The organism is Rhodovulum marinum, from assembly GCF_004343075.1.
GTDB classification, from domain to species: Bacteria; Pseudomonadota; Alphaproteobacteria; order Rhodobacterales; family Rhodobacteraceae; genus Rhodovulum; species Rhodovulum marinum.
The window spans coordinates 229549-241750 of record NZ_SLXP01000002.1 but is presented as its reverse complement, the minus strand read 5'-3'; the positions used below and the strand labels follow the sequence as shown (position 1 = coordinate 241750).

Genomic DNA, 12202 nt, shown 5'->3' with positions numbered 1-12202 from the left:
TGCCAGGAAGTTAGCGCCGCCGGTTCGGGCCCCGGAAAGAGCTTAAAGTTCAAATGAAAAGGCCGCCCCGCAGGACGGCCTCGACACGTGACAAACGGTGCGCAGGCTATTTCAGCGACCCGATCATCATGACCATCTGGCGGCCTTCCATCTTGGGCATGTTCTCGACCTTGCCGATTTCCTTGACGTCCTCGGCCACCCGCTCCAGCAGCTCGCGCCCAAGGTTCTGGTGCGCCATCTCGCGACCGCGGAAGCGAAGCGTCACCTTCACCTTGTCGCCGTTCTCCAGGAAACGGACCACGTTGCGCATCTTGACTTCGTAGTCATGGGTGTCGGTGTTCGGGCGGAACTTGACCTCCTTGACCTCGATGATCTTCTGCTTCTTGCGCGCCTCGGCCTCGCGTTTCTGGGTTTCGTACTTGAACTTGCCGAAATCCATGATCTTGCAGACCGGGGGCGTGGCGTTCGGTGATATCTCGACCAGGTCGAGCCCGGCTTCCTCGGCCAGCTCAAGGGCGCGGGCGGGTGGCACCACGCCGATGTTCTCGCCCTCTGCGCCGATCAGGCGGATTTCAGGGGCGCGGATACGATCGTTCACGCGGGGGCCGGTATCGCGCGTAGGGGGCGCGTTGTGGGGTCTGCGGGCTATGGTGTCGTTCCTTGTTCTGCCAATGTTGACGCGCTACAAATTACTCGTGGGAACGCCTTGCTTCAAGGCGGTTTTCCGGGAACGTTCGGCAGAGAAACGCCGCTGCGGCGTTCGGGCGGTTTGCACGCCGTGCCTATCATGCGAAAACCGCGCCAGGACAGGGATCGCGCAATCCCGGGATGTGAGGACACAGCGATGAAAAAGGCCCTTATCACGATCGTCATTCTCGCCGCCGTCGGGGTTGGCGGCTATATCTGGTATCTTGGTAACATGACCGGGGACGGCTCGGCCCCCGAAGCCGCCGCGCCCGAGACTGCGGCCCCCGAAGCCGCCGAAGCCGTCGAGGAAACGGTGGATGAGGCCGTCGAGGCGACCGAGGAGGCCGCCGAGGCTGTCGAGGAAACCACCGAGGAGGCTGCCGAGGCCACCGAAGAGGCTGCCGGCGAGGCCGTCGAGGCCACCGAAGAGGCCGCCGGTGACGTGGCCGAGGCCGTCGAGGAAGCCACCGAAGAAACGGTCGAGGCCGTGGACGAGGCCACCGAAGAGGCCGCGGAAGCGGTAGAGGCGACGACCGAGGCTGTCGAGGAAACCGCGACCGAGGCCGTAGAGGAAACCGAAGCCGCCGCAGAAGCGGCCGCCGAGGCCACGGAAGAGGCGGCTGAAGATGCGGCCGCCGCGGTCGAGGAGACCGCCGAAGAGGTCGTGGATGTCCTTAGTCCCGAGGGCTTCGATGCCGATGCGGTGATCGAGATGATCGACAACTCGTCGCTGGGCGATGGCCAGAAGCGGGCGCTGAAATCCGCGGTCGAAACCGCCCGGAACAGCCCTTCGGTGGCGGCAGACGTGCTGGCCCAGGTGCGCAGCGCGCTGGGCATGTAAGACCGGGGGCGGGCCTGGGCGCGTGTCGCGCCCGGCCCATCCGCCCCGAAAACCAGTCAAGAAAAAGCCCCGCAAGGCAGAACCTTGCGGGGCTTTTCGTTCGGTGCGCTGGCAGCCCTAGCCGACGAAGGCCTTTTCCACCACGTATTCGGCCGGTTCCGAATTGGCGCCCTCGCGCAGGCCCCAGCCTTCCATGATCGCCATCACGTCCTTGTTGAAGTCGAGCGAGCCGCAGACCATCGCGCGGTCGGTGGCCGGGTCCATCTGGGTGCCCTCCAGGCCCAGATCGGCGAACACCTTGCCCGAGGCCAGGTTGTCGGTGACGCGGCCCATCCACTTGCTCTCTTCGCGGGTGGTGGTGGGATAGTATTTCAGCTTGTCGCCGACGAATTCGCCGATCAGCGGGTCTTCGGGCAGGCTCTCGATCAGCTGGCGGCCGAATTCCAGTTCCGCCACCTCGCGGCAGGTGTGCATCATGATGACCTCGTCATACTGCTCGTATGTCTCGGGGTCGCGCATCAGGCTGGCGAAGGGGGCGATGCCGGTGCCGGTGGCCAGGAACCACAGCCGCTTGCCCGGCAGCAGCGCGTCGAGGACCAGCGTGCCGACCGGTTTTGGCCGCAGGATGATCTCGTCGCCTTCCTTGATATGTTGCAGCCGGCTGGTCAGCGGGCCGTCCTGCACCTTGATCGAGTAGAAATCCAGCCCGTCGTCCCAGGACGGCGAGGCGATGGAATAGGCGCGCATGATCGGTTTGCCGTCCTCGCCCGGCAGCCCGATCATCACGAACTCGCCCGAGCGGAAACGCAGGGATTGCGGTCGCGTCGTGCGGAAATAGAACAGACGGTCGGTGTAGTGGCGCACTTCGGTCACGGTCTGCGCGTCGGGCAGATGCTTCTTGGCAGCGTTGGGTTGGGTCACGGCGGTCTGTTGATTCATGTATGCGACAACGGGGCAGGGCGCCCCGCTCCTTTCTTTCTAGGTGTCCTCGTCGTCCGGGGAAACCCCCCACCTGCGGGCCCGGACGCCTTGGGTCCGGCGCCGCCCGTCCCGCCGGGTATTCCCCAGCGGCGGGGCCGCGACCATGACCCAGATCAACCCCTCATGTCGCAGGCGCCCCGGCCCGGCGCGCTGCGTCGCATCGCCGCGCCGTGCGATCGGCCCGTCTCAGCACAGGCCGGTTTTGCAGCACTCCGGTCAACATGAGCGGAATCCGTGCAGTGTTCCGCCCATGCAACAGATCGGTGGAAATTTGTGCACAATGACAAAGACATTGCGATAATGTCTCCAAATTGACAGTCTGCGCCATTTCTTACAGCTATTCTAAGTCGCTATGGACCTGAATCACGCAAGACGCACGATCCGCGAAATGGGCTGGCTGCGCAGCCTGCCCAGCACGTTCTGCACGGCCCTGCTTGCGGGGTCGCACCTGCGCCGTGTCGGTGCGGGCGAAGTGCTTTTCCACAAGGAGGACCCGGCCCCCGACGTCCTGGGGCTGGTCGATGGGCTGCTCTATGTCTACAGCGATGCAGGCGAGGACGGGCACAAGCTGACCTTCGTCGCGCATCCGGGATGGTGGGCCGGCAGCATCGCCATCGTCGGCGGGTCCGACCGGCGCGGCACCGTGGTCGCACGTTCGGATTCGGTGCTGTTGTCGGTGCCACGCATGCATGTCGAGGCGCTGGCCCGGCGCGACAGCGAGGCCTGGCGCCACGTCGCCGCGAATATCGCGGCGAATTACGACAGCCTGGCGCTTTTGCTGACGGCGCATTGCCATCCCGACCCGCGTGCGCGCTTGCTGATCTCGCTGCACCGCCTGCACAAGTTCAACGACGGCGCCACGATCTTTCCGCTGACGCAATCCGAACTGGCCGAGATGTCGGGACTGTCGCGCAATTCGGCGAACCGGGCGATGCGCCAGTTCGTGGCGGAAGGGCTGATCGAGACCGGATATGGATGGCTTCGGATCGTCGATCCATCGGACTTTGCCGCGGCGTTCGACGCGGTCCGCATCTCGTCCGGAACCCGCGCCCTGAAGGCCGGCTGACCCCGCGCAGGTTCCCCGAACGTCTTGTCCTGGACCTGCGTGCGACCCCATGGCTGCGCGGGGCGGGGGTGGCTCGCCCATGGCGCGAAGCGGACCCGCCGCGGGCCGGTTTCGCTTGAGGCCCGGGCCTTCATCGGTGATAGTCGGACGCCGCCGCCCTGTCGGGGCGTGCGTTTTCGACAGATACAAACGGGTTATCTGGGAGGATACCGAATGAAAGTCCTGACTGCCGCCGCCGCTGCCGTGGCGCTGTCCGTATCGGCCGGTGCCGCGCTGGCGCAGTGCGACGATGGCGAGATGGTCATCAAGTTCAGCCACGTGACCAATTCCGACAAGCACCCCAAGGGCATCGCCGCATCCCTGCTGATGGATCGTGTGAACGAAGAGATGAACGGCGTGGCCTGCATGGAGGTCTATCCCAACTCCACGCTCTACAACGACGACCAGGTGCTGGAGGCGATGCTGAACGGCGACGTCCAGTTCGCCGCGCCCTCGCTGTCGAAATTCGAGCAGTTCACCAAGGTCTTCCGCATCTTCGACCTGCCGTTCATGTTCAAGAACATCGAGGCGGTGGATGCCTTCCAGGCCTCGGAGACCGGCCAGGCGATGAAGGAATCGATGACCCGCCGTGGTCTGCTGGGTCTGCAGTTCTGGCATAACGGGATGAAGCAGTTCTCGGCCAAGGTGCCGCTGCTGGACCCCGCCGACGCCAAGGGTCTGAAATTCCGCGTCCAGACCTCGGACGTGCTGGTCGCGCAGATGGAAGCCCTGGGCGCCAGCCCGCAGCCCATGGCCTTTTCCGAGGTCTATGGCGCGCTGCAGACGGGCGTCGTCGACGGGCAGGAAAACACCTGGTCGAACATCTACGGCCAGAAATTCTTCGAGGTGCAGGACGGCATCACCGAGACCAACCATGGCGTGATCGACTACCTGGTGGTGACCTCGGTCGACTGGTGGGACAGCCTCGACCCGGCGGTGCGCGACCAGCTGGCAACGATCCTTGCCGAGGTGACCGAGGCCCGCAACGGCGAATCCTTCGCCGTGAACGAACAGGCCAAGCAGGCGATCATCGAGGCCGGCGGCGAAGTGCGCCAGCTGACGCCGGAACAGCGCCAGGCCTGGGTCGACGCCATGAAGCCGGTCTGGAGCCAGTTCGAAGGCGATGTCGGTGCCGAGAACATCGCCGCCGCGCAGGAAATCAACGCCGGCCTCTGAGGCCGCGGCGCATGACAGTCGGGGACGGCGGCCCTTGGGCCGCCGTCTTCGCCCAGTAAAGCCGAATTTATCCGGGGAGACAGGGGGATGAGCTCGTCTTACCGGCCCGAGACCGCGCTCGGGCGTGCCGTCCATGCCTTCGAGGAAACGGCGATCGCGGCCCTTCTGGGGCTGATGACGCTGGTGACCTTCGCCAACGTGGTTGTCCGCTACGTGTTCAACCTGCCCTGGGTGCGCAGCGCCGCCGAGGCGGTGGGCGTGCAACTGCCCACCACGATCATCTGGGCGCTGGAAATGACGCTTGTGCTGTTCGCGTGGCTGGTGCTGTTCGGCATCGCCTACGGGTTCAAGATCACCATGCACCTGGGCGTCGACGCGGTGCTGAACCTGGTGTCGCGGGGCACGCGGCGGGTGATGTCGCTGACGGCGGTCGCGATCTGCCTGGTCTACGCGCTTTTGCTGATGAAGGGGGCGTGGGACTACTGGGCGCCCTTCGCGGGGCTGGATGCGACCACGGGTCGGTGGTTTCCCACCGGGTTCGCCAATAGCCGCGACCAGGGCTGGTACGAGACCGAGCAGATCCCGATTCCCGACTGGCTGCGTTTCATCGAACCGATCTTCAACGAGGGCGAGGAATACGAGAAACTGCCCCGTTTCATCCCCTATGCGATGTTGCCTGTCGCGGCCGCGCTGATCCTGTTCCGGCTGGGCCAGGCATCGTGGCGCATCGTCACCGGCCGCCAGGAATGGCTGATCGTCAGCCACGAGGCCGAGGATGCCGTGGCCGAGGCCGAGGCCGCCGCGCGCAAGGAAGGCTGACCGATGGAAGTTGCACTTCTTTTTGCCATGGTGATCGGCTTCCTGCTGATCGGGGTGCCGATCGCGGTGTCGCTGGGCTTTGCCTCGATGCTGTTCCTGCTGGTGTTCTCGGACACCTCGCTGGCCTCGATCGCCCAGTCGCTCTACCAGGCGATGGCGGGGCATTACACGCTTCTGGCGATTCCGTTCTTCATTCTTGCGTCCAGCTTCATGTCGACGGGCGGCGTGGCGCGGCGGATCATCCGCTTTTCCATCGCCTGCGTGGGGCATTTGCGCGGCGGTCTTGCCATCGCGGGCGTGTTCGCCTGCATGCTGTTCGCAGCCCTTTCGGGATCCTCGCCCGCCACCGTGGTCGCCATCGGGTCCATCGTGATCGCCGCGATGCGCAAGGTGGGCTATACCCGCGACTTCGCCGCCGGCGTGATCTGCAACGCCGGCACGCTGGGCATCCTGATCCCGCCGTCGATCGTGATGGTGGTCTATGCCTCGGCCACCGACGTGTCGGTGGGGCGGATGTTCCTCGCGGGCGTGATCCCGGGGCTGATCGCGGGGCTGATGCTGATGACGGCGATCTATGTCATCGCCACGATCCGCGACATGCCCAAGGGCGAATGGCAGGGCTGGGGCGAGATCTTCGCCAGCTTCCGCGAGGCGTTCTGGGGGCTGATGCTGATCGTGATCATCATGGGCGGCATCTACGGGATCCCGGGCGTGACGGGGGCGATCTTCACGCCCACCGAGGCCGCCGCCGTCGCATCGGTCTATGCCTTCGTGATCGCGGTCTTCGTCTATCGCGACATGGGGCCGCTGAAACCGCGCGAGGAGGGCGGCGCGCCGGTCGCGCTGTTCCGCCAGCCGCAGGCGCTGCTGACCGGGTTCGTGCACCGCGACACGCGGGTCACGCTGCTCGAGGCGGGCAAGCTGACCGTGATGCTGATGTTCATCATCGCCAACGCGCTGATCCTGAAACACGTGCTGACCGACGAGCAGATCCCGCAGAAGATCGCGGGCGCGATGCTGGAGGCGGGGTTCGGCAAGATCATGTTCCTGGTGGTCGTGAACGTGATCCTGCTGATCGGCGGGCAGTTCATGGAACCCTCGGGGCTGATCGTGATCGTCGCGCCGCTGGTCTTTCCGATCGCGATCGAGCTGGGGGTGGATCCGATTCACCTGGGCATCATCATGGTGGTGAACATGGAAATCGGGATGATCACGCCGCCGGTGGGGTTGAACCTGTTCGTGACCTCGGGCGTGGCGGGCATGCCGATGATGCGCGTCGTGCGTGCCGCGCTGCCCTTCCTGGCCGTGCTTTTCGTGTTCCTGATCCTGGTGACCTACGTGCCCTGGCTGTCGACCTGGCTGCCGACGTCGCTGATGGGCCCCGAGATCATCACCAATTGATCCAAAGGCGCGCCGGCCCCTGCGGGCCGGCGCAAGAGATGCGAAAAGGGCCGCGCGATAGCGCGGCCCTTGGCCTGTGGCAGATGTGACGCGCCGCTCAGGCGGCTTCGAGCGCGGCGATGATCGCCGAGAAATCCGTGGCCTTCAGCGAGGCCCCGCCGACCAGCGCGCCGTCCACGTTGGAGGTGGCGAAGATTTCCGCCGCATTGTCCGGCTTGACCGATCCGCCATACAGCAGCCGGATGCGCTCGCCCGCGTCGCCGAAGCGTTTCACCAGCTCGGTGCGCAGGAAATCGTGCACTTCGGCGATCTGGTCCAGCGTCGGCACGCGGCCCGTGCCGATGGCCCAGACCGGTTCATAGGCGACAACGACGGTGCCCCCGGTCACGCCCGCGTCGGGCAGCGATCCGGCCAGTTGCGCGCCGACCACCGCCAGCGTGTCGCCTGCGTCGCGCTGGGCTTCGGTTTCGCCGACGCAGACCACCGCGACCAGCCCCGCCGCCAGGGCGGCCTGGGTCTTGGCGCGCACGTCGGCATCGGTTTCGCCGTGATCGGCGCGGCGTTCGGAATGGCCGAGGATCACGTGGGTGGCCCCCGCATCGGTCAGCATCTCGGCCGAGATGTCGCCGGTATGCGCGCCCGAGGGTTTGGCGTGGCAATCCTGCCCGCCCACGGCCACCGCGCTGTCGACCGCGGTGCGCGCCATGCGTTCGATCAGGGTCGCCGGTGGGCAGATCAGGATGTCGATATTCGACGTCATGTAGTCCTTGGAAATCTCGACCACCTCGGCCAGCGATTTGCCGGTGCCGTTCATCTTCCAGTTGCCGGCCGCAAGTTTCCGCCGCATGCGCTCTCTCCCTCGTTACGGATGTCGGGGGATGTCCTAGGACATTTCGGCGCGCGGCGGAACGGCCCTTTTCCGCGCAGGGGGGGGCGGGGCGTCAGTCGCCCTGCGCCTCGTCCATTTCGCGGAACTTGATCGATTCGCCGCAGCCGCAGGCATCGACCACGTTGGGGTTGCGGAACTTGAACCCCGATTCCAGCAGCGACACCTCGTAGTCGATCTCGGTGCCGAACAGGAACATCTGCGCCATCGGCGCAATGGCGACGCGCGCGCCGTCCTGTTCCACCACCTCGTCATGGGGGTCCAGATCGGCCACGTAATCCATGGTGTACTCCATGCCCGCGCAGCCGCCCTTTTTCACGCCGATCCGTAGGGCGGCGGCGTCGTCGCGCGCCATCAGGCGCGCCACCTGGGCCGCCGCGGCGGGGGTCAGGGTGATGGGCGGTTTTCCCGGGATGCCGAACATGGATGCGTCTCCTTTTCCACATTCGAGGGTAGGGATTGCGGCGCCGCCCGACAAGGGGCAGGCCGGCCCCCTTTACATGAAGCCCAGTTCCAGTCGGGCCTCGTCGGACATCATGTCCATGCCCCAGGGCGGGTCCCAGGTGATCTCGACATCCACCTGCTTGACGCCCGGCAGCGGTTCCACCGCCTCGGCCAGCCAGCCCGGCATTTCGCCCGCGACCGGACAGCCCGGCGCGGTCAGCGTCATGATGATCGACACCGCGTTCTCGTCATCGATCTCGATCGTGTAGATCAGGCCCAGATCGTAGATATTGACCGGGATCTCGGGGTCGAAGACCGACCGGCAGGCCGCGACGACCTGATCGTAAAGCGGGTGATCGGTGGATGAAGGCCGGATGAGGGGCGCCCCCTCAAGCTTTTCCTGCTGCATCGACATGGCGTTTCCTGCAAATCCTACAAAAGATATAAGGAATGGACGGCGCGGCGTCCAGTGCCGGTTTTGCCCCTGCGGGCTTGCAACTGCGCGCGTCAGGGAACAGCATTTCCCTAACGGGCGGCCGGTCCGCCGCTGAGCATGGAGAAAGCCCTTGAAAGGTTGGATCATGGGGGGCGTCGGTCTGGCAGCGATCTGCTTGCCGGGCGTTGCAGCGGCCGGGGCCGATCGGATCATCGCCGCCGCGCGGGAGATTTGCGCGAATTACGAGAACGGCGTCTTCTCGCAGGGCGACGCGCTTGCGGCGGTCGATCTGGACGGCGATGGTGATCTCGATACGCTGATCGACGAAAGCCGGTTCGAGTGTTCCTCGGCGGCGTCGATGTATTGCGGGTCGGGCGGGTGCATGCTGCACGCGGTGATCGACGGCCAGGCCTGGGCGTTCCAGGCCGAGGGCTGGCGCATGATCGACTGGAACGGGCGGCCCATCCTGCTGATCGCGCGCGACGGCGGCTGGTGCGGCGGGGCCGGGGCGCAAATCTGTTACGAGGCCGTCAGTTGGAGCGATGGGCGGATGATGACGGTGATGCCGCGGCCGTGACCGGCCCCGGCTTGTCCGCGGCGGCATTGCGGGATAGGCCTTGGGGGGCAGGGTGACTGACGGGGAACGCGGTGCGACGGGATCTTACGGTGGACGAGGCGCGGGCGCTTCTGGCAAGCGATGAACGCGAAATGAGCGTGGTGATTTCCGATCCAGGCCTGCCCGACAACCCGATGATCTATGTCAGCGAGGAATTCGAGCGGCAGACCGGCTATTCCGCCGCCGAGGCGGTGGGCCAGAACTGCCGCTTCCTGCAGGGGCCGGACACCGACCCCCACGCGGTCGAGGCGATTCGCCACGCGCTGCGGGCGCAGACGCGGTTCAGCATCGACATCCTGAACTACCGCAAGGACGGCACGCCCTTCGTCAACCGGCTGCGCATCCGCCCGATCTTCGACGAGGACGGGCGGCTGATGTATTTCGCCGGCGCCCAGAACCCGGTCTGAACGGCGCCGGTCAGGATCCGGCCAGTTCGTCGGCCATTTCGTGGTTGCGGTCGCGGTGGCCGGCCTCGTCGGCGCGCACGGCGACGATCACCTCGCGCAGGCGTGCATCGGTGGGCAGGCCCCAATAGTCGATGGCCAGTTGCGGGGCGGGCACGTTCTCGGCCGCGCCCGCGTCGACCTGCGACAGGTATTGCGTGTAGCTGATCACCGCCTCTTCCTCCAGGTAACCGACCACCCGGTGCGCGAAGCGCGGGAACAGCAGGTAAAGGAAGAAATAGGCGTTGAAGAACAGCGCCTGCCCGACAAGGATGATCCCGCGTTCCAGCGCCGAGGGTTGCGCGATCTTGATGAAGGTCATCAGGTGCATCCGCTCGTTCTCGGCCTCGTCCAGCAACTCGCGGATCCAGCCCTGGTCGTCGCGGATATGGCGGATCGCCTTGAGGTGCTGCAACATGCCGCCCACCATGCCGGGCACGGCGGCCACGGTTTCCAGCACCACCGCCCGGTGGCCATAGCGTTTGGCGAAAAAAGCGTCGGCGAAGACGCGCATGACCTTGACCAGCCGCAGCGCGATCCGGTCGCTCAGATCGGCGGGCGGCTTGTGGGTGGTAAGGTCGAGGTCGGGCCGGTCGGTATTGTCGAACATTGGGGTCTCCACGTTGTTTCGGGCAGAGCTATTCCGGCACACGCCCGGTCAATGCGGGTGCGACAGTTCGGACCGCCCGCCCACGCAAGCGTGATTGCGCGGTGAGAGGGGCGTGCGCGCAGACGCGCGCCGCCGTCCCGCTGACAGAACGCTGACAGCCCCGGGCAGGCCGCCGTCAGCCCAGCCATGCGAAGACCGCTCCATGTCGACCCCAGGAACAGGCCAACCGATGTCCCGACCCACCCCTGTCTCTTACGTCCCGGCCTGGGACATCTGGGTGCGCCTGTTCCACTGGGCGCTGGTCCTGGGCGTCGGGGCCGCCGCCCTGACCGGTTTCCTGGGCGACGCACGATGGACCCTCGTCCATGTCGCAAGCGGGCTGACGGCGACCGGCCTGGTGCTGGCGCGGATCGTCTGGGGTGTCTTCGGCCCGACCCATGCCCGGTTCGCCGATTTCCTGCCGCGCCCCGGCGCGGTGATCGCGCATCTTTCCGGGCGGGATCGGCGCCATCGCGGGCACAATCCGCTGGGGGCGTTGATGGTGCTGGCGCTGTTCGCGGCGATCCTCGCGCTTGCGGGGACGGGGCTGGCAGGGCTGGGCGGCTGGCTGCGCATCGGTCCCTTGGCGGCCGATCTCGGCACCGATACCGGGCGCATGGCGCTGGACCTGCACGGGGGCGTTGCACTTGGCGTGCTGGCCCTGGTCGCCCTGCATGTCGGCGGCGTCGTCTTCGAAAGCCGCCGCGAAGGCGAGAACCTCGCCCGCGCGATGGTGACGGGCCGCAAGCAAGCGCGCCCCGGCGATGCCCCCGTCGCCCCGGCGCGCGCCCGCGGCGGGCTCGCTCTCGGGCTCGTCGCGGGGCTTGGCGCGGCGCTCGGGCTGGGGGGCGCGACGCTGTCGGCGCGGCCGGCGCCGAACCTGCCGGTCGCCGTGACAGACCCGCTTACCGCCCAGGAATGCGGCGCCTGCCACATGGTCTATCACCCCAGCCTGCTGCCCGCGGCCTCGTGGTCGGACCTGATGGCCGGGCTCGACGCCCATTTCGGCGAGAACGCCTGGATCGACGCCGGCGACGCCGCCGAGATCGAGGCCTGGCTGACCGCCCATGCCGCCGAGACGGTCGATACCGCGCCCGCGCGCCTGTTCGTCCGCACCGATCCGGCCGCCCCGGCCACACTGACCGAAACCCCGGCCTGGGAACGGTTGCACGACGACCTGCCCGACGGGCTGTTCGCCCGGGCCCCGATCTTCACCCGCGCGAACTGCGCGGCCTGCCACGCGGATGCCGCGACGGGCCGCTTCAGTCCCTTTGCCATCGAAATCCCGAAGGAGACCCCCAAATGACCCGATTTCTTGCGCTTCCCCTGATCCTCGCCGCGGCCGCGGTACCGGCGCTTGCCCAGGACACCTCGCCCGCCCAACTCCGCTCCGGGTACGAGGCCGAGTCCGGCGCTGCCGCTGATCCCGCAGCGGGCAAGGCGTTCTTCCTGGCCGAGCATTCGGGCGGCAAGCCCGAGACGCCGTCCTGCGTCACCTGCCACACCAGCGACCCCCGCGCCGCCGGGCAGGCCCGCACCGGAAAGACCATCGAGCCGCTGGCGCCCGCGGCCAACCCCGAGCGCCTGACCGACAGCGCCAAGGTCGAGAAATGGTTCGGCCGCAACTGCAACAGCGTGCTGGGCCGCGACTGCACCGCCGCCGAAAAGGCGAACATCGTCGCCTGGCTCGCCAGCTTCTGATCCCGAGGAGACCGACC

The 12202-nt window shown here is 66.7% G+C and carries 15 protein-coding genes; 9 read left to right on the top strand and 6 right to left on the bottom strand.

The window, feature by feature from the left end:
• Positions 1-106: 106 nt before the first annotated feature.
• Positions 107-598, bottom strand: coding sequence for a translation initiation factor IF-3 (gene infC / locus EV662_RS04270; protein WP_243695765.1), 492 nt, complete (start codon positions 596-598; stop codon positions 107-109).
• A 246-nt stretch (positions 599-844) separates the two neighbouring features.
• Here infC and EV662_RS04265 point away from each other — a divergent pair, with 246 nt between their 5' ends.
• Positions 845-1528 carry a hypothetical protein gene (locus EV662_RS04265; RefSeq protein WP_132460900.1) on the top strand — a complete coding sequence of 228 codons (684 nt, stop codon included), beginning with the start codon at positions 845-847 and terminating at the stop codon, positions 1526-1528.
• 117 nt (positions 1529-1645) lie between these two features.
• On the opposite strand, the gene EV662_RS04260 is transcribed toward EV662_RS04265, so the two are convergent.
• On the bottom strand, positions 1646-2467 hold the full coding sequence (locus tag EV662_RS04260; RefSeq protein WP_132460899.1) for a ferredoxin--NADP reductase: 822 nt from the start codon (positions 2465-2467) through the stop codon (positions 1646-1648).
• Positions 2468-2861: 394 nt separating this feature from the next.
• On the opposite strand from EV662_RS04260, the gene EV662_RS04255 reads away from it, so the two are divergent.
• The 4 genes from EV662_RS04255 (at position 2862) to EV662_RS04240 (ending at position 7010) form a co-directional block, all read left to right on the top strand.
• Positions 2862-3575: a Crp/Fnr family transcriptional regulator gene (locus EV662_RS04255; protein ID WP_132460898.1), complete on the top strand. Its 714-nt coding sequence runs from the start codon at positions 2862-2864 to the stop codon at positions 3573-3575.
• 213 nt (positions 3576-3788) lie between these two features.
• Entirely contained in the window at positions 3789-4790 is a 1002-nt protein-coding gene (locus EV662_RS04250; protein WP_132460897.1) for a DctP family TRAP transporter solute-binding subunit, read from the top strand.
• An 87-nt stretch (positions 4791-4877) separates the two neighbouring features.
• Positions 4878-5609: a TRAP transporter small permease gene (locus EV662_RS04245; RefSeq protein WP_132460896.1), complete on the top strand. Its 732-nt coding sequence runs from the start codon at positions 4878-4880 to the stop codon at positions 5607-5609.
• Positions 5610-5612: 3 nt separating this feature from the next.
• On the top strand, positions 5613-7010 hold the full coding sequence (locus tag EV662_RS04240) for a TRAP transporter large permease (RefSeq protein ID WP_132460895.1): 1398 nt from the start codon (positions 5613-5615) through the stop codon (positions 7008-7010).
• Positions 7011-7107: 97 nt separating this feature from the next.
• Here EV662_RS04240 and tpiA read toward each other — a convergent pair whose 3' ends face one another.
• The 3 genes from tpiA to EV662_RS04225 all read right to left on the bottom strand — a co-directional run bounded on the left by tpiA (position 7108) and on the right by EV662_RS04225 (position 8755).
• Positions 7108-7857 carry a triose-phosphate isomerase gene (tpiA, locus tag EV662_RS04235; RefSeq protein ID WP_132460894.1) on the bottom strand — a complete coding sequence of 250 codons (750 nt, stop codon included), beginning with the start codon at positions 7855-7857 and terminating at the stop codon, positions 7108-7110.
• A gap of 94 nt (positions 7858-7951) precedes the next feature.
• Entirely contained in the window at positions 7952-8320 is a 369-nt protein-coding gene (locus EV662_RS04230; RefSeq protein ID WP_132460893.1) for a HesB/IscA family protein, read from the bottom strand.
• Positions 8321-8392: 72 nt separating this feature from the next.
• Positions 8393-8755 (bottom strand): SUF system Fe-S cluster assembly protein, encoded by a 363-nt coding sequence (locus EV662_RS04225; RefSeq protein ID WP_132460892.1) that lies wholly within the window; start codon positions 8753-8755, stop codon positions 8393-8395.
• A gap of 151 nt (positions 8756-8906) precedes the next feature.
• Here EV662_RS04225 and EV662_RS04220 point away from each other — a divergent pair, with 151 nt between their 5' ends.
• Positions 8907-9353 (top strand): hypothetical protein, encoded by a 447-nt coding sequence (locus EV662_RS04220; RefSeq protein WP_132460891.1) that lies wholly within the window; start codon positions 8907-8909, stop codon positions 9351-9353.
• 71 nt (positions 9354-9424) lie between these two features.
• Positions 9425-9799: a PAS domain-containing protein gene (locus tag EV662_RS04215; RefSeq protein WP_243695764.1), complete on the top strand. Its 375-nt coding sequence runs from the start codon at positions 9425-9427 to the stop codon at positions 9797-9799.
• A gap of 10 nt (positions 9800-9809) precedes the next feature.
• On the opposite strand, the gene EV662_RS04210 is transcribed toward EV662_RS04215, so the two are convergent.
• Positions 9810-10445 (bottom strand): alternative oxidase, encoded by a 636-nt coding sequence (locus EV662_RS04210; RefSeq protein WP_132460890.1) that lies wholly within the window; start codon positions 10443-10445, stop codon positions 9810-9812.
• A gap of 229 nt (positions 10446-10674) precedes the next feature.
• On the opposite strand from EV662_RS04210, the gene EV662_RS04205 reads away from it, so the two are divergent.
• The gene (locus tag EV662_RS04205) at positions 10675-11790 is read left to right on the top strand and encodes a cytochrome b/b6 domain-containing protein (protein ID WP_132460889.1); all 1116 of its coding nucleotides are present in this window, start codon (positions 10675-10677) and stop codon (positions 11788-11790) included.
• Positions 11787-12185: a DUF1924 domain-containing protein gene (locus tag EV662_RS04200; RefSeq protein WP_132460888.1), complete on the top strand. Its 399-nt coding sequence runs from the start codon at positions 11787-11789 to the stop codon at positions 12183-12185. Before EV662_RS04205 ends, EV662_RS04200 begins: the two co-directional genes overlap by 4 nt.
• Positions 12186-12202: the final 17 nt, after the last annotated feature.